Annotated in this window: 20 protein-coding genes; 13 read left to right on the top strand and 7 right to left on the bottom strand. The window is 40.9% G+C overall.

All coding sequences use genetic code 11. The features are described from left to right. The first annotated feature begins 8 nt into the window (after positions 1-8). Entirely contained in the window at positions 9-317 is a 309-nt protein-coding gene (locus QUF49_RS18275; RefSeq protein WP_289497102.1) for a YfhH family protein, read from the top strand. Here the strand turns inward: QUF49_RS18275 and QUF49_RS18270 are convergent. From QUF49_RS18270 to sspK, 3 genes are all read right to left on the bottom strand, one after another. After that, a complete protein-coding gene (locus tag QUF49_RS18270; RefSeq protein WP_289497101.1) occupies positions 314-466 on the bottom strand; it encodes a hypothetical protein in 153 nt (50 codons plus the stop codon). The genes QUF49_RS18275 and QUF49_RS18270 overlap by 4 nt on opposite strands. A gap of 150 nt (positions 467-616) precedes the next feature. Next, on the bottom strand, positions 617-784 hold the full coding sequence (locus QUF49_RS18265) for a YpzG family protein (protein ID WP_077364736.1): 168 nt from the start codon (positions 782-784) through the stop codon (positions 617-619). 39 nt (positions 785-823) lie between these two features. Continuing rightward, entirely contained in the window at positions 824-979 is a 156-nt protein-coding gene (sspK, locus tag QUF49_RS18260; RefSeq protein ID WP_066242730.1) for a small, acid-soluble spore protein K, read from the bottom strand. 101 nt (positions 980-1,080) lie between these two features. Between sspK and QUF49_RS18255 the strand changes: the two genes are divergently transcribed. Next, positions 1,081-1,347, top strand: coding sequence for a YfhJ family protein (locus tag QUF49_RS18255; RefSeq protein WP_289497100.1), 267 nt, complete (start codon positions 1,081-1,083; stop codon positions 1,345-1,347). A 14-nt stretch (positions 1,348-1,361) separates the two neighbouring features. On the opposite strand, the gene QUF49_RS18250 is transcribed toward QUF49_RS18255, so the two are convergent. Beyond that, entirely contained in the window at positions 1,362-2,363 is a 1,002-nt protein-coding gene (locus QUF49_RS18250) for a metal-dependent hydrolase (protein WP_289497099.1), read from the bottom strand. Between the two features lie 37 nt (positions 2,364-2,400). Here QUF49_RS18250 and QUF49_RS18245 point away from each other — a divergent pair, with 37 nt between their 5' ends. The 3 genes from QUF49_RS18245 to QUF49_RS18235 are packed head-to-tail and all read left to right on the top strand — an operon-like array spanning position 2,401 to position 4,590. After that, entirely contained in the window at positions 2,401-2,715 is a 315-nt protein-coding gene (locus QUF49_RS18245; protein ID WP_289497098.1) for a hypothetical protein, read from the top strand. 1 nt (position 2,716) lies between these two features. After that, positions 2,717-3,838, top strand: coding sequence for an A/G-specific adenine glycosylase (gene mutY / locus QUF49_RS18240; protein ID WP_289497097.1), 1,122 nt, complete (start codon positions 2,717-2,719; stop codon positions 3,836-3,838). Further along, a complete protein-coding gene (locus QUF49_RS18235) occupies positions 3,835-4,590 on the top strand; it encodes an SDR family NAD(P)-dependent oxidoreductase (protein ID WP_289497095.1) in 756 nt (251 codons plus the stop codon). Before mutY ends, QUF49_RS18235 begins: the two co-directional genes overlap by 4 nt. 349 nt (positions 4,591-4,939) lie before the next feature. Here QUF49_RS18235 and QUF49_RS18230 read toward each other — a convergent pair whose 3' ends face one another. Next, complete coding sequence (locus QUF49_RS18230; protein WP_289497094.1) at positions 4,940-5,164, bottom strand: hypothetical protein; 225 nt, start codon at positions 5,162-5,164, stop codon at positions 4,940-4,942. A 141-nt stretch (positions 5,165-5,305) separates the two neighbouring features. Between QUF49_RS18230 and QUF49_RS18225 the strand changes: the two genes are divergently transcribed. The 8 genes from QUF49_RS18225 to QUF49_RS18190 all read left to right on the top strand — a co-directional run bounded on the left by QUF49_RS18225 (position 5,306) and on the right by QUF49_RS18190 (position 14,434). Beyond that, positions 5,306-5,485 carry a gamma-type small acid-soluble spore protein gene (locus QUF49_RS18225; protein ID WP_289497093.1) on the top strand — a complete coding sequence of 60 codons (180 nt, stop codon included), beginning with the start codon at positions 5,306-5,308 and terminating at the stop codon, positions 5,483-5,485. A gap of 386 nt (positions 5,486-5,871) precedes the next feature. Continuing rightward, positions 5,872-6,399 (top strand): nucleoside tri-diphosphate phosphatase, encoded by a 528-nt coding sequence (gene ntdP / locus QUF49_RS18220; protein ID WP_066242704.1) that lies wholly within the window; start codon positions 5,872-5,874, stop codon positions 6,397-6,399. Positions 6,400-6,505: 106 nt separating this feature from the next. Beyond that, positions 6,506-8,248 (top strand): ABC transporter ATP-binding protein, encoded by a 1,743-nt coding sequence (locus tag QUF49_RS18215; protein WP_289497091.1) that lies wholly within the window; start codon positions 6,506-6,508, stop codon positions 8,246-8,248. Between the two features lie 522 nt (positions 8,249-8,770). After that, positions 8,771-9,781, top strand: a complete 1,011-nt coding sequence (locus QUF49_RS18210; protein WP_289497090.1) for an ABC transporter ATP-binding protein — start codon at positions 8,771-8,773, stop codon at positions 9,779-9,781. Further along, a complete protein-coding gene (locus tag QUF49_RS18205) occupies positions 9,756-10,730 on the top strand; it encodes an ABC transporter ATP-binding protein (protein ID WP_289497089.1) in 975 nt (324 codons plus the stop codon). The genes QUF49_RS18210 and QUF49_RS18205 overlap by 26 nt, the downstream gene beginning before the upstream one ends. A 57-nt stretch (positions 10,731-10,787) precedes the next feature. Beyond that, positions 10,788-12,392 carry an ABC transporter substrate-binding protein gene (locus QUF49_RS18200; RefSeq protein WP_289497088.1) on the top strand — a complete coding sequence of 535 codons (1,605 nt, stop codon included), beginning with the start codon at positions 10,788-10,790 and terminating at the stop codon, positions 12,390-12,392. Positions 12,393-12,495: 103 nt separating this feature from the next. Then, positions 12,496-13,500 (top strand): ABC transporter permease, encoded by a 1,005-nt coding sequence (locus QUF49_RS18195; RefSeq protein ID WP_289497087.1) that lies wholly within the window; start codon positions 12,496-12,498, stop codon positions 13,498-13,500. 13 nt (positions 13,501-13,513) lie between these two features. After that, positions 13,514-14,434: an ABC transporter permease gene (locus QUF49_RS18190; protein ID WP_289497086.1), complete on the top strand. Its 921-nt coding sequence runs from the start codon at positions 13,514-13,516 to the stop codon at positions 14,432-14,434. Between the two features lie 46 nt (positions 14,435-14,480). On the opposite strand, the gene QUF49_RS18185 is transcribed toward QUF49_RS18190, so the two are convergent. Together QUF49_RS18185 and QUF49_RS18180 are read right to left on the bottom strand one after the other, a co-directional pair. Continuing rightward, complete coding sequence (locus QUF49_RS18185; protein ID WP_289497085.1) at positions 14,481-15,476, bottom strand: nuclease-related domain-containing protein; 996 nt, start codon at positions 15,474-15,476, stop codon at positions 14,481-14,483. Positions 15,477-15,769: 293 nt separating this feature from the next. Beyond that, positions 15,770-16,840 (bottom strand): FUSC family protein, encoded by a 1,071-nt coding sequence (locus QUF49_RS18180; protein ID WP_289497083.1) that lies wholly within the window; start codon positions 16,838-16,840, stop codon positions 15,770-15,772. Between the last annotated feature and the right edge of the window lie 75 nt (positions 16,841-16,915).

The following is a 16,915-nucleotide window of genomic DNA, read 5'->3' as shown; positions in this document are numbered from 1 at the left end:
GTATTCAAATGGAAAAAAGGTTCAGTGAGATGACAGAAGCTGAAATTAAAGCCGAGATTGCTTCGCTTCGTGCAAAAGCACAAAAAGCAGAACAAATGGGCATGGTAAGTGAGTACGCTGTTCATGAACGAAAGATCGCGATGGCAAAATGCTATCTGATGGATCCTTCATCAATCGAAAGCGGAAAAGAATACAGCATTCAGGGAGACCCTGGCTCAACCTTTTCTGTATTGTATCTTAATGGTATTTTTGCCTGGGGCTACAAAAATAAACAGAGTATACTTGAAGCATTGCCAATTTCGGTACTTGAGGCTTAAATGTGCCATATTGCTTTAGAAAGCAGTTGATTTCCGCTCCAGGATGCACGCTTTCCGCGGGGCAGACGGTGAGCCCCTTGCCGCTTTGCGCCGTTAAGGGTCTCACCTGACCGCTTGTCCCGCAGGAGTCTCGCATCCTTACGCTCCAATCAACTTGCAAAGAGGAATCCTGATTTCTGTTACAGGATGCTTGCTTTCAACAGTCTGTGTAGGTGTATTTGTAAATTAAAGGCCACAACATCAGTTTACTAAAAAACATAAATAAAGAAGCGATATCAAGACCGCTTCTTTATTCGTCACTATGAACGCTTACGTGTTTGAATTTCAAGCACATAGTTATTTAATGCTTGCTGGGTCTCCCCGTTCACTTGATTATACGCATGCTTCGAGTTGGCACGCGGTGAGTGAAAGGGGTCAGAATACTTACCGTTAAATCGCGTTGATGAGAAGTAATCTTTCTTGTTCAACTGATTCACCCCCCAGAATGAAATTCATAACCGCAAGAGTTACTGATCATCTCGGTGTTGATTGGATAAAAACATTCGCTCCTGTGGATGGTCACGAATGGATCCATCTGGCCGTTTAGAAGAGAACTCTTCTTTTGATCTCGGCTCACCTGAGAAGGAGATCCGATTAGGGAAGTTTTTCGATTTGTTTCGCATGTGTATTACCTCCTTTATATCGGTTCTCAACTAGTATGAAACGTGACAGAACCCTTTATGTGACGGGACTTTCTTTAAAAATTGGATAAGGAGGGAGAATAATGGAAGAGCGTTTTGACAGATTGGCTAAACAACTGCAAAAAATGAACCCTACCCTTAGTTATCAGGAAGCAAGGGAATGGGTGGAAGGTTTATGGGAAGATTTTGAGTCCACACGTGCAAAAGCGGGATGGGAGTATGAAGGGCAAGAGGTAACCGAGAAAATGGTAACACAGCTTATTACTTCCTATGGACATAAACTGCATGAGTATTTTTCCAGCAATCCAAAATTTCAGCGATTCATTAAAAAAGACGGGCCTATTCATTAAGCCCGTCTCTTTCCTTATTCGTTGTTGTTAATTAGGTCGAGCGGAGAAAACTCCATCTTCTTTTTTAGGCGGTCCTCAGAATACACCCAACCTGTAAAAGAAGTAATGATGTTTAGGTTCTCATCCAGTTGAACCATTGCGACAAAAGGATAATGACCTTTGCTTCTATATCGTAAGTCTATAAACTGAACCAAATGACCATGATCGTTCTTTTCGACTTCCCATCTGTGTACTGGAGAAAAGGAAAGAAAGGCAGATATGTTTTTATCTTTTTTAGCCGCGTCAATCAGTTTTGATTTTGGAACGGGCAGACGGTCAAATGTATCCCAAACGGTAATTTTTCCGTTTTTTAGACCAGCTACAAAAAATTCGTGCTTGGATTTGATGGCCAGATGATATTGTCCCCATCGAATGGTCGGACTGGCGTAAATTTCTTCTGCTTCTGGAATTTTTTTAAGAACGATCGTGTTTACGCGCTGTCGGGCAATGATTCGTATGATGTAGTAAAAAACGAGTATCACGTAAACGGTAAGAAACGTGTAGCCAGGATTAACTCCAATATACCAGAGCAGCAGCCCGGCTATATGCAGGAAGAAGATAAAGGGATCAAAGATGCTGATCACACCGAGAGCAATCCATTTCTTTGAAACAGGATACAACGCTTGAGTGCCGTAAGCATTGAATATATCGACAAACACATGCAGGAAAACAGCAATTGCTGTCCATAATAAAAGCTTTCCGTTATCTGCTTCTGGGACAAATAAAGAGATTCCGCTAAACAGCAGAAGAGGCCAGATAACGAGCGCAGGCAGTGAGTGTGTAAGACCTCTATGGTTGCGGATATAAACCGCATTATTTTTTAATTTTAATACCGTGTCAAAGTCTGGAGCTTGAGAGCCGATTAGTGTCCCGGCAAGAATGGCTTGGGATGTCGCTGGATCATTTGCAATTGCAGGGTCGAGCATTGCCAATCCGCCTAATCCCAGCCCCATCACAATATGTGTGCCTGTATCCAAGGCGATCACCTCCTATGTAGGAATGGAGTGAAATAGAATGTTAACTGTTTTTATGGAGTATAAAGTAAGTCCGGATTCCATTCAATTTTATGAGACACAAATGCCTTTTGTGATAAAAGAGCTTAAGGTGTGCGGTGCATCAAATATTCAGTGGTATAGGGCGGCAGACCAGCCTTCACTGTATGTTGAATGTTTCCAAGTCAAGAATCGAACCACGTATGATACCATTAAGAAAAATCGAACGGCCCTAGAGCATCCTGTTTTTTCAAAACTAAACGAATGTGTGACAGGTGGAGTAGAGAAAATCCATTGCTGGGCGTTTGAAAAGCTGAACACAAAGGAAGATTTATAAATTGAACACAACAAGTAATAGTTTATTTTCCCTCGATGCTTCATATGTGAAACAATTTCAAGATCATTTATTAACATGGTACAACGATAACAAGAGATCTTTGCCTTGGAGAGAAAATCAGGATCCGTACCGTGTCTGGGTTTCGGAGATCATGCTGCAGCAAACAAGAGTAGATACGGTAATTCCTTACTTCGAGCGATTCACTGAATTGTTCCCAACCCTTCAAGACCTTGCTTATGCAGACGAAGAAAAAGTTTTGAAAGCGTGGGAGGGTCTAGGTTATTATTCCCGAGTTCGAAACTTACAAACCGCCGTAAAAGAAGTATGCGAAAGTTATGGTGGAAAAGTACCGAATACACCTAAAGAAATCGCCGGATTAAAGGGAGTCGGCCCTTATACAGCAGGAGCGGTTTTAAGCATAGCGTATGGTGTACCAGAACCTGCTGTTGACGGAAATGTTATGCGTGTTTTATCACGAATTTTGCTCATTGAAGAAGATATCAGCAAACCAAAAACCCGTGTGACTTTCGAAAAAGCAGTGAGAGAGTTGATATCACACGAAGATCCTTCTTCTTTTAACCAAGGTTTAATGGAGCTTGGCGCTATAATTTGTACTCCAAAATCTCCAGCATGTTTGCTGTGTCCGATGAGAGAATTGTGCCGAGGCTTCGAGAGCGGAAGACAAAGAGAACTTCCGGTTAAGCTAGGAAAAACAAAAGTAAGAAAAGCGAAGATGATAGCTGGGGTGTTGGTGAATGACGACGGCCGTTTGTTGATTCATAAGAGACCGGCTGAAGGGCTTCTCGCCAACATGTGGGAATTTCCGAATACAGAGTATGTTGGTGAAAACAAACAAGCAGAGATTTCTGCTTTGGAAAGCTATGTGGAAGAACAGTTAAATTATGAAGTGACAGCAGAAGAAAAAGCAGGCTACATTGAGCATGTTTTTTCACATCTGAAGTGGGAAATTCAAATTTGGCAAGGGAAGGTTAAGTGTAGGGAAGAAGACAGAACTCTGCCTGCTGATTGGAAATGGGTCAGTGTGGACGAGCTGGATGCGTACCCGTTCCCTGTCTCTCACCAAAAAATTATTCGGCTCATAAAGGAGGCGTTAATTGTATGAATTTAGAACTTGAAGGAAAAACGGTACTAGTTACAGGCGGTTCAAAAGGAATCGGTCAAGGAATTGCTTATGCTTTTTTGAGTGAAGGAGCAAAAGTAGGGATCGTTGGGCGTAACTTGGCAGATTTGGAAGCGGCGCAAAAAGAGGGTATTGAGATTTTTCAAGGTGACGTAACGAACGCTGGGGATCGTGAGCGAGTGATGAATGAGTTTTTAGGTAAGTTTGGCACGATCGACATTTTAGTTAATAATGCAGGCGGAAGCAACGGATCTTCAGTTATGGAAACGAGCATGGAACAGTTTGAAGAAGCTATGCACTTGAATTTTTTATCGGCTGTAGATTTGAGCAAGAAAGCTGCAGCGATAATGAGCGGGAATTCAGACGGTGGAGCTATTATTAACATTTCGTCTATTTTTGGACGGGAGTCTGGCGGCAAACCTACTTACAATGCGAGTAAGGCCGCAATGATTTCCTTTACGAAATCTTTTGGTGACGAGATGATTAAGAAGGGCATACGTGTGAATGGCGTAGCTCCAGGATCTATTTTGCATGAAACAGGAAACTGGAAAAAAAGATTGGAACAAGATCCATACAAGATCAATTCGTTTGTGGAAGAGCATATTTCCGCTGGACGATTTGGAACAGTGGAAGAAGTGGCCAATGTAGTTGTTTTCTTGGCATCTAAGAAGGCATCCTGGGTCGTTGGGAGCACGTTGAACGTGGATGGCGGCCAGTCATATAGCAATTTTTAATGGATATGAAAGAAAGCAAGCCCCAGCGATGCGCTGGGGCTTGCTTTTATGCTCGCTCGGGAAGTTTTGTGCTCGTCCAGCGGCATATTCATGCACGCTGGACGAGCGATTCCCAAGGTTTACGAGCGATTCCCAAGGTTTACGAGCGATTCCCAAGGTTTACGAGCGATTCCCAAGGTTTACGAGCGATTCCCAAGGTTTACGAGCGATTCCCAAGGTTTACGAGCGATTCCCAAGGTTTACGAGCGATTCCCAAGGTTTACGAGCGATTCCCAAGGTTTACGAGCGATTCCCAAGATTTATGAACGACAACACAACAACAATAACCTGGCGCTCTCAGTATATAAGATCAGTCGTACTTAACCTCAGTACCATGCGTCCAATCAGCTTCGTTACGCTTCAATCCCCCGCGAGCTTCTATTTCCTTGATGATCTCTCTGTGCATGCTTGTTCCTTCCTCGTTTAAATAAGGAGCCATCTGCTGCAAGGAGTGGTGGAAATACGCGAGTTCTTCATCTTTCCAGTCGTTCTTGCCAGTCATACTTAGTTCGGTCATATCTCTTCCTACATACATCGTGCTGTCCCTCCTTAAAATAGTGTAATCATTCATTTATCCCCCATATTTATAGGTTTTAATACTGGAAATATATAATAAAAAAATCACTTATAAAATTTGATTAGCCCGGGTAAATTATATTTCGTGGAGGTGAAAAACATGGACAAACAACAACAACAAAAACAACAACAGCAACAACAAGCTCGTCAAAAGCAACAAAACGCTCAACAACAAGCTGGTCAATCTTACGGGACTGAGTATGCTAGTGAAACTGACGCACAACACGTTCGTCAGCAAAACCAACAGTCTCAACAAGGTAAGAACCAACAACAAAAATAACCTCTATCCAGGAATGCTCCCTAGTCACTAGGGAGCATTTTTTGGTTTTTCATCATTTTCATCCACATTTTATTACATACGTTTTCTATACATAACCTATGGGAATACTAGTGACGAGTGAATTATCTGAAAAAAGGCGCTTATTTTTTTAAAAACAGGGACAAGTACATTTCCAAACTATTCTTAAAACGATATAATAAAGAAGAGAAAAAAAAGCGTGTGTTTTGAAAGAAAGTAATGATCGGGAATAAAAACGTGAAAAAAATTGAAGAACGAGGTTTATGAATGAAGCTGGTGAATTACCGACAAATGGTTATAAAGAAAGGAGATTTAACAACTCAATAGGTAACATTAGCTTCCGGAACTCGGGCAGAAAGGAGAGAGAGATGAGTTTTCCTGCAACCGGAAGTATAATCAATATTCAAAGCTACAAACATAACGGCTATCTACATCGGAATTGGGAAGATACTGTTATTTTAAAAGGTACTCCTAGTCAGGTGATATGCGGTAACGACCGGATCCTTGTTACTGAATCTGACGGACGTCAGTGGCGGACGAGAGAACCTGCAATTTGCTATTTTAACGCGAAGCAATGGTTTAATGTGATCGGTATGATTAGAGAAGACGGTATCTATTATTACTGTAACTTGGGATCCCCATTTATGTGGGACAAGGAAGCATTAAAATATATTGATTATGATCTTGATATTAAAGTTTTTCCAGATGGGACTTATATCTTATTAGATGAGGACGAGTATGAACTTCACAAAAGAATGATGAGGTATCCGAGTCAGCTTGATACAATTATTAAAAAAAATCTTCAAGAATTAATCTTGATGGTTACCCAAAAAAAGGGCCCATTTGAACCAGGATTTGTTGAACAATGGTATGAAAGATATTTAGAATTCCGATAAAAAGGAAAACCTGTTGAAGAGTCAGCAGGTTGTCCTTTTTTTAAATAAGGTTAACTTGGCGCTTTGCCAAGTTTTCTTTTTATGATGGAAAGAATGGTGTGATGAAATGGATAGTATTAAACGTTATTTAATTTTTGTAAAACCTTACAAATGGCAAATTTTCTGGACCATCTTAATTGGGCTCGCTAAGTTTGGTATTCCTTTATTAACACCGCTTATTTTAAAATACGTGGTAGATGATATCATCCAGGTATCAATACCCATGGATGAAAAGCTAAACAAACTGTACTGGCTGATGGGAGGAGCAGCACTCATATTCGTTGTGATGCGGCCTCCTATTGAATATTGGAGACAATACTATGCGCAATGGGTTGGTACAAAGGTTTTATATGACATTCGAGACAAGATGTTCGATCACATTCAGCGCTTAAGCCTGCGTTTTTACTCTAATAACAAATCTGGTGAAATTATCTCAAGAGTGATTCATGATGTAGAGCAAACAAAGACATTTGTCATTACGGGTCTTATGAATGTTTGGCTGGATATGGCTACCATAATTATCGCGGTAGCAATCATGTTTTCTATGGATTTTTGGCTGACGATCGTGGCATTATCCATGCTGCCGGTCTATGCGTTTTCAGTAAAGTTTTTCTATGCACGTCTTCGTCAATTAACAAAGGATCGTTCCCAGGCACTTGCTGAAGTGCAAGGTCACCTGCATGAGCGTGTTCAAGGAATGTCTGTTATTCGAAGTTTTGCACTCGAAGATCATGAGCAGATTCAATTTGATAAGCGAAACCGAAATTTTTTAAATCGGGCGATGGATCATACGAAATGGAACGCAAAAACGTTTTCTGTTGTAAACACTGTAACCGATATTGCTCCGCTGCTTGTTATTGGATTTGCGGCGTACCAAGGAATACAAGGAAATATTACAATAGGGGCTCTGGTTGCGTTCGTTGCCTATATGGACAGGTTGTACAATCCGCTTAGACGGCTCGTCAACTCATCTACGACACTTACACAATCGATCGCTTCTATGGACAGGATGTTCGAGTTTTTAGATGAGTCGTATGATATTGAGGACTCACCAAATGCGAAACCGTTAAAGTCGGTAAAAGGTGCGTTAGAATTTGAAGATGTTTCATTCACCTACAATGAGGAAGAAGCAGATGTGTTACATAATGTTTCCTTATCAGTAACGCCAGGTGAAACAATCGCTTTAGTTGGCATGAGCGGAGGCGGTAAGTCTTCGTTGATCAGTTTGATTCCGCGTTTTTATGATGTTACGGAAGGAAGTATTAAGCTCGATGGAACGGATATTCGCGACTATCAGGTTCGAACGCTAAGAGATAATATAGGTATGGTACTTCAAGATAATATTCTTTTTAGTGAATCAGTTCGAGCAAATATTCTTATGGGGAATCCAGAGGCCTCAGATGAACAGATGATTGCAGCTGCCAAAGCGGCAAATGCACATGAATTCATAATGAGTCTGCCTGAAGGCTATGACACAAAAATTGGAGAGCGTGGCGTTAAGCTTTCTGGAGGTCAGAAACAGCGCGTTGCGATATCACGTGTCTTCTTAAAAAATCCGCCGATTCTAATTTTAGACGAAGCGACGTCAGCATTGGATCTTGAAAGTGAACATCTGATTCAAGAAGCTTTAGAAAAACTTGCAAAGGATCGGACGACTTTCATTGTGGCGCATCGCCTTTCTACTATTACTCACGCTGATCGCATTATCGTTATCGATCACGGCAGAATTGTTGAGATCGGAAAACATAAAGAATTGATGGAAAAACAAGGACCGTACTACGATTTGTTTACGGTACAGCAACTGGTATAAATAAAGCAGAAAAGGTCGGCAGATGCCGGTCTTTTTTTATTTGTTTAAAAATGATCCTTGAGAGCGTAAATTATAGCAAAATCTTAAAGCAAACATCCTAAATTTCGCACTACACCTAAGATTTAGCCTTACAGCCATGCGCAGAATTCCATTCGATATCGAAAAATGCCTATATTGTTTGGTGATGCGTGAAAATCGCCATGATGTGCGCGTAAAGGGTTGGTTTGTGCGCGTAAATGAAGCTCAGCTGAGCGTAAATCCCATTCAACTGCGCGGATGTGTAAAAATAACAAAAAACAAGTGTAACGAAAAGAGAAAAACTCTCTTTTTTTATTGGCTATGACCATTTCACCCATAAACATCCTTTGAGCGAAAGTGATGTATAAGACCTACAACAGAAGATGTAATTGTCGAACATTCTGAAAATTTAATATTGTCAAAATGTCAGAGTAGTGTCATAATTCTCAACAGAGAAGTAATATTCTAGGAAATTTGACAGCTTAGAGAAAGGAGTGAGATCTCATGGGAAATCCTGTTTTAGAAGTTAAGAACTTAAGAACTTCTTTCCTTACAGATGATGGAGCAATTCCAGCCGTTGACGGTGTCGATTTCCACGTCAATCCTGGTGAAGTACTAGGTATTGTGGGGGAGTCCGGCTGTGGAAAAAGTGTTACGTCACTATCTGTAATGGGACTAGTACCTACCCCGCCTGGGAAGATCGAAGGAGAAATTCTCTTTAAAGGTGAAAATCTTGCTTCTGCACCAGAAAAAAGAATGCGGCAAATAAGAGGCAATGAGATTGGAATGATATTTCAGGAGCCGATGACAAGTCTGAATCCGGTTATAACAATCGGAGACCAGCTTATTGAATCACTGCGCATACATAGAAAATGGTCAAAAAAAGAAGCGATGGGTAAAGCCATTGAAATGCTTAAGCTAGTAGGGCTTCCACGGGCAGAAGAGCTTGTAAGAGAATATCCGCATCAGTTATCAGGAGGTATGCGTCAGCGTGTCATGATTGCGATGGCCATGATCTGCGACCCAAAACTTCTAATAGCGGACGAGCCTACTACCGCTCTGGATGTTACGATTCAAGCTCAAATTTTAGATCTGATGAAACGATTAAACAAAGAAACTGACACCGCAATCATGATGATTACTCATGATTTGGGGGTTGTTGCTGAAATGTGTGAACGCGTCGTGGTTATGTATGCCGGAAAAGTAGTAGAAGAGGGAGCGGTTAAAACCATCTTCCAAAATCCGAAGCATCCATACACGGTTGGATTGATTAAATCAGTACCAGACATGAGAGAGAAGGTAGGAAGATTATATTCCATACCTGGAAACGTACCGAAACCAGGCTCGATTACAACAGGATGTTCTTTTGCACCGCGTTGTGAACATGCCGGAACACGGTGTATTGCCGAAACTCCTCAACTGAATACTCAAGAAGGCAGTCATCAAGTAAGATGCTGGCTTTACGAGGATGGGAAAGGAGTGAACCTGCATGAGTCAGACACAGCCATTAGTTAAAGTAGAAAATTTAAAGATGCACTTTCCGATCAAAGGCGGAATATTGAGCAAAACAGTCGGTGAAGTAAAGGCGGTAGATGGAATCTCTTTTCACATAAAAAAAGGAGAGACACTTGGCCTTGTAGGAGAAAGCGGATGCGGCAAGTCCACTACTGGACGGATGCTGTTAAGACTTTTAGAACCTACAGAAGGAAAGATCTACTTCGAGGGCGAAGATATTACGAAATTATCTACAAGTGAAATGAGGAAGAAACGCCGTGAGATGCAGATGGTGTTTCAGGACCCATTCGCATCGCTTAACCCGCGTCATACGGTTGAGAAGATTTTAGAAGAGCCTTTAATCGTTCATGGTGTAAAAGATAAAGCAGAACGAAAAAGACGAGTAAAAGAACTGCTTGAAGTAGTAGGACTCTCAAGCTGGCACGCGAAGCGATATCCTCACCAGTTTTCTGGGGGACAAAGACAGCGTATCGGAATTGCACGTGCACTTGCGGTGAATCCGAAACTTATTATCGCGGATGAACCTGTATCAGCTTTAGATGTTTCCATACAATCTCAAGTGCTGAACCTTTTACAAGATCTGCAGAAAGAATTTGATCTTACGTATCTGTTTATCGCACATGATCTTGGTGTAGTACGCCATATCAGTGACCGAGTGGGAGTTATGTATTTGGGTCATATAGTAGAGCTTGCTGATAGTGAAAAGCTGTACGATGATCCAAAACATCCATATACACAAGCTTTACTGTCAGCTGTTCCAATTCCTGATGTTGAGCATCGAAAGGACCGTGTCATCCTGCAAGGGGATGTTCCGAGTCCATCAAATCCGCCTGCTGGCTGCCCGTTTCATACACGGTGTCCTGCAGCGATGGAGCATTGCGGGTCAGTTAAACCGGTATTAAAAGAAGTTGCTGAAGGCCACTACGCTGCTTGCCATTTATACGAATAAGGCAAGCGCGTACATATAAAAAAAGGCACTACTAAAATGAGAACTGGGGGAAAGAAGATGAAGAAAAGTTTATGGACTTTATTTGCTTTAATGCTAGCTTTATCTCTTGCGTTGGCAGGGTGTTCATCATCAGGCGGAGACAGCAGCAAGGGTGGAGACGACGGTAAAGTCGATCCTAACAATGTAATGATCTACGGACGCGGCGGGGACTCTGTTGCACTTGATCCGGCAGTAGTTACAGACGGTGAATCTTTCATCGTAACAGAACAAATTTATGAGCCGCTAGTAAACTACGGAAAAGATAACACAGATATCGTTCCTGGTCTTGCAAAAGAGTGGGATATCTCAGAAGATGGATTAACTTACACGTTCACTCTTGAAGAAGGCGTTAAGTTCCATGATGGCGAGAAGTTCAACGCTGATGCAGTTGTAAAGAACTTTGACCGCTGGGCACAAAGTAAAGACGGAGAGAAATTTGCATACTACGGATCTATGTTTGGTGGATTTGAAGGTGACGAAGGCCACGTAATTAAAGATGTGAAAGCTGATGGAGACTACAAAGTAGTTATTACATTGAGCAAACCTCAAGCTCCATTCTTAAAGAACGTTGCTATGAGCCCGTTCGCAATCGCGAGCCCTAAATCATTAGATGGCGACAAGCTAAGCAAAGAGCCAGTTGGTACTGGACCTTTCAAATTCAAGAGCTGGAAGCCAAACGATACGATCGTTCTTGAAAAGAACGCAGACTATTGGGTAAAAGATATGCCGAAACTTGATGGCGTAACTTTTAAAGTAATCAAAGACAACTCTTCTCGTTTGAATGCACTAACAAAGGGCGAGATCGACTTAATGGATGCTCTTAATCCATCTGATATGAAAAAAGTTTCTGACAACGGAAAGCTACAGTTGTTCGAGCGTCCTTCAATGAACGTTGGTTACCTAGGATTTAACGTTGAAAAAGCACCGTTTGATAAAAAAGAAGTACGTCAGGCGATAAGCCACTTGATCGACAAGCAAGCGATCATCGACAACTTCTACGAAGGAACAGCTGAGCCGGCTAAAAACCCAATGCCTCCTTCAATCGCTGGATACAACGATGAAATTCAAGACCGTGAGTATGACGAAGCAAAAGCAAAAGAACTTTTAGCTAAAGCTGGTTTAGAAAAAGGCTTTGAGATGGATCTTTGGGCAATGCCTGTAGCACGTCCATACATGCCGAACGGCCAAAAAGTAGCTGAAGCGATTCAAGCAAAACTTGCAAAAGTGAATATCAAAGCGAACATCGTTACATTTGAGTGGGGTACTTACCTTGAGAAAGTTCAAAAAGGTGAAGCACCAATGTTCATGTTAGGTTGGACTGGTGACAATGGAGATGCGGATAACTTCCTTTATACGCTTCTTGATAAAGACACGATCGATTCTAACAACTACTCTCGTTATGCGAACGAAGACGTTCATAAGCTTTTAGTTGAAGCTCAAACGACAGCTGATGAAGCAAAGCGTGAAGAGCTTTACAAACAAGCACAAGTTATTATCCATGAAGATGCACCATGGGTACCACTTGTTCACTCTAAGCCGCAATTAGCTGGAGCAAGCAAGATCAAAGGATTCGTACCACATCCTACTGGTTCTCAATCTTTCGCGGATGTATCTTTCGAATAATGTATGGCGAGGAGTATGGCCTAATATAGCCAGCTCCTCTTTTTTTGGAAAACAACTCGTAACCTAACATACTTGTAATTCTTCTTAAGAAAGAGGTGACCCTATGTTTGCCTATACGATCAGACGGTTAGCAACGCTCGTTCCTGTATTGCTTGGAATGACATTTATCGTGTTCATGATGATTCGTGCTATCCCGGGTAATCCAGCACAATTAATATTAGGGCAACAGGCCACAAAAGAAGCCGTTGCATCTTTAACGAAGCGACTTGGGTTAGACCAACCTTGGTACACGCAATTTATAGATTATTTAACAGGTCTTTTTACAGGAGATCTAGGTGTTTCTCTTAAAACAAATGTTGCGATCTCGGAGGAGATCTGGCCGTATTTAGCTGCAACGATTGAACTGGCTTTTGTAGCGATGGTCATTGCCATTGTAATTGGTGTTAATGCAGGGATCATTTCTGCTTGGTTCCAAAATTCTTGGTTTGACTATACAGCGATGGTTCTTGCACTAATTGGTGTATCCATGCCGATCTTCTGGCTTGGCTTGATGGAGCAATATGTATTTTCTATCCATTTTGATCTATTGCCAACAACTGGCCGTGACAACATTCGTGTTCCGGTGGATCCGATCACACACTTGTATTTAATTGATACATTGATTCAAGGAAGAATGGATCAGTTCGGTGAAGTGGTTAAGCATCTTATCTTGCCGGGTGTTGCACTTGGTACGATTCCGATGGCGATAATTGCACGTATGACACGATCAAGCATGCTTGAAGTAATGCGTTCAGATTATATTCGTACAGCTCGTGCTAAAGGGATGAAAATGTTCTGGGTAGTGTACAAGCATTCATTGAAAAATGCTCTAATTCCAGTAGTGACTGTCATCGGACTGCAGACAGGACTGCTTTTGGGCGGAGCGATCCTGACGGAAACGATTTTCGGATGGCCAGGGATTGGGACATATATTTACGATGCCATCTCGTATCGTGATTATCCTGTTATCCAATCAGGAATCCTAGTTGTCGCTACAATCTTTGTATTAATTAATCTACTCGTTGATTTGCTGTATGCAGCAATTGACCCGAGAATTAAATTCAAGTAGGAGGGATTAGAGAATGTCAGAACTATCAAGATCAACACCTCCCGTAGTCCCGCAGCCACAGCATATGCCTGTGGAACCTGTGGAAGACAAAGTAATCTCTCCTTGGAAAGATGCATGGAGAAGCTTTAAAAAGAATAAAATCGCTCTTGTTGGATTATCCATCGTATCCTTGTTCATCGTGGTGGCGATATTTGCCGATCTGCTAGCACCTTATAACTATAGTGATGTTGAACTAAAGGATAAACATATTGCGCCATCTGCTGAACATTGGTTCGGGACAGACGAATTTGGCCGTGATATCTTAAGCCGCGTGATCCACGGAGCCCGTATCTCCTTATGGGTAGGTTTCTTCTCGGTAGCCGGATCCGTAATCATAGGTTCCTTGCTTGGAATTGTGGCAGGTTATTATGGAAAATGGATTGACGGCATCATATCTAGAATTTTTGATATTTTGCTAGCGTTCCCGAGTATCCTGCTTGCTATCGCAGTAGTTTCTGTACTTGGACCATCACTGAAAAACGCTTTGATCGCGATTGCTATTATTAACATTCCGACGTTCGGACGCTTGTTGCGCTCCAGAGTGCTTAGTGTAAAAGAAGAGGAATATATAACAGCAGCGCGAGCGATCGGTATGAGTGATTTTAGAATTCTGATTCATCACATTCTGCCGAACAGTTTAGCTCCAATTATTGTTCAAGGCACGCTTGCCATCGCAACGGCAATAATTGAAGCAGCTGCGCTTGGATTCTTAGGAATGGGAGCTCAGCCGCCAACTCCTGAGTGGGGGAAAATGCTCGCAGATTCAAAAGATTTTATTATTCAAGCACCATGGACAGTTCTTTTCCCTGGTCTTGCGATCATGTTAACGGTACTCGGATTTAACCTGATGGGTGACGGTTTGCGTGATGCACTCGATCCAAGAATGAAGAGCTAGTATGATGGATTAGAGAGGAGGCTTGGCATTGGCCAGGCTTCTTTTTTTATGTGGTTTTTTCTAGGAGGGGTTCTAGGTTGTATTTGCGAGATTTTGTGGAACCTGTTGTAGGGAGCTTAAGAGATCGAAGCAGATGGTTAGTTTGGTCACTAGTTTTTAAGTGTAAATATTTCATACAATCTCGGTTAGATATTTGAGTAGAAAATAAATAAGCATAATCCTGCAGAGCTTTAATATGGGCAGTTTTTGAAGAGTAATTACAGGGGAGACAATGCCAAGTTCCCCTTTTATAATTCATAATAGATTGATCACATAACGGACATAGCACACCAGTTAATAAGTCTTTTTTATCGATTTGAAAAAATTCACATATATCTGGATCAAATGATGAATTTACTTTTATAAAAAACTTAGATAGTTTTTTAATTTGTTTCGGTAAAAAAATAGTTTGAGGGTGCTTTTGACTGAACTCATGGAATTTTTGTTGAAGGCTTGTGCTCTTAATTACTTTTTCATAAGTTTCTTTATATGTAGGAGAAGCTTCGATGATTGCATGTGGATGAGTCATAACAACGAGTGATTCAATGGGGATAGGAGAATATTTTTGTTGAAGAAGAATTTCTTTTAGGTGATAACTTTGGCGTTTAACCTGTTCAATTGGATTAGAGAAGGCTTCTTTTTGTCCATTATATGTTCTGATAAGCTGTGAAAATTTATCGTCAAAGTATAAGTGTCCGGCTAAGTTTTTTATTTCTAAAATTGTAATGAAGTTTGGAGTCAAAATTAAAGTATCCATTTGAAAGTAATAATGGTCATGGAGAATTCGGATTCCGTGGAGTAAATTCATGTTGGTTTTTGGTAAGTAGCGATAAAAATAGTCTAATGATTTTTCACCGGTGTGGCCAGAGGAGTAATTTCGTAATTGTTCTTGAAGTAACTTTTGCTTAATATGATTTTGTGGAATTCTTCTAATTAATTTGGATAATTTGGTTACAATAGGTGGGGTTTTTAAAGCATTTTTAATAAAAAACGCTCCTTTCATTCTTCACAATATTTTACAACATTAGTTTGTTGCACTTTAAGAATATGTGCAAATCCTAATATTCTTTATTTAAAGCATAAATCTAAATAATCCCTGAAATTTCATCTATAATCCCGCGAGAAATGAGGTTAATTCCGCGAGTTTTTTCCAAAATCCCGCGAGTTTTTAACGTATTCCCGCGAGTCTATATTCTACAGCATTACCGCATGCTTGATCCGGGCCTCCCAGTACATAACACAAACAAAAAGCCAGCCCTATAAAAAGGACTGGCTCAACGATCAATCCATATTCATCTAATCTTCCAATCGCTGATCCAGCTGTACTTCGCTGTCGTCCTGGTGGTAATTTTTAAAGCTTTCCACCAAGGTGTTCAGGTGCTCAAGCTGATCAGCGTAATCAATAATTAATGCAAATACCGGGAACAGTTCAATCCACTCTTCGTTCTCCGGGTTTTTGTAATAGCTCATGATGCATTTCATGAGGGCTTTCTTATTGATGGCGTCATCCATATCATACGTATGCTGTGCCCGAATTTTATCTGTATACTTTAACAGCAGCTGTTCATGGAAGTTCGTTAATCCATCAAGCTTGATTTGAATCAATTCTTGAAGAGGTTCGGGCATATTGTGCAATTCGTTTTCATGACGGTGAAGACTCTTCAACAGTTCTAGTGCTTTGTTTGTTGTTTGAATCATCTGTCTGTACAGAACAAGCTTGCGTGTCTTCGAATACTTGTTGCTTCTAAAATACGTACGTTCCTCTTTGTACAGTAGATAATACTGATCCATTTTAAAACGGTTTTCCTTTAAATGAGTGAGATCCTCTTTGATGGCAATATGTTCTGAAGCATGCCGGGTGATCATGCGGATCCATTTTATGATCTCGTCGGTATGATCTGAGATTTTATAATACAATTTTGTTTCATATTTAGGTGGCATAAATACCAGGTTCACTAAGAATGCTGATAGGACACCAAGCATAATGAGCAAAAAGCGATCAATCGCAAAACCGATAAAGTTTTCCGTATGGCTTTCCATGATTACGATCACGGTAACGATTGATAACGGAATGGTTTTTTCAATCTTCATTTTTAAGTTCGCTGCAATAACGAGTACAACAACGAATCCGATAACAAAAGGGTTGTTGCCTAATAATAAAACAAAAATAATGGCAAATATGGCACCAACGAGGTTACCTTGAACTTGTTCTAGAATGGTTTGATAAGACCTGTAGATGGATGGCTGAATCGCAAATGTTGCAGCAATGGCTGCATAGACGGGCTGATCCAATTGAAACAGCATCGCTAGGTATATCGATAAAGATATGGCTAAACCCGTTTTGATCATTCGGGCTCCTAATTTCATAACTGCGATAATTCCTTTCTCATAAAAAATGTTAATAATCTCAAACACTATAAACTGTTTCTAATGTTTAATCAA

Origin of the sequence: Fictibacillus sp. b24 (assembly GCF_030348825.1) — a bacterium.
Taxonomy (GTDB): domain Bacteria; phylum Bacillota; class Bacilli; order Bacillales; family Fictibacillaceae; genus Fictibacillus.
Note: the sequence above shows the minus strand (reverse complement) of the source record. Positions and strands in the feature narration are given on the sequence as shown.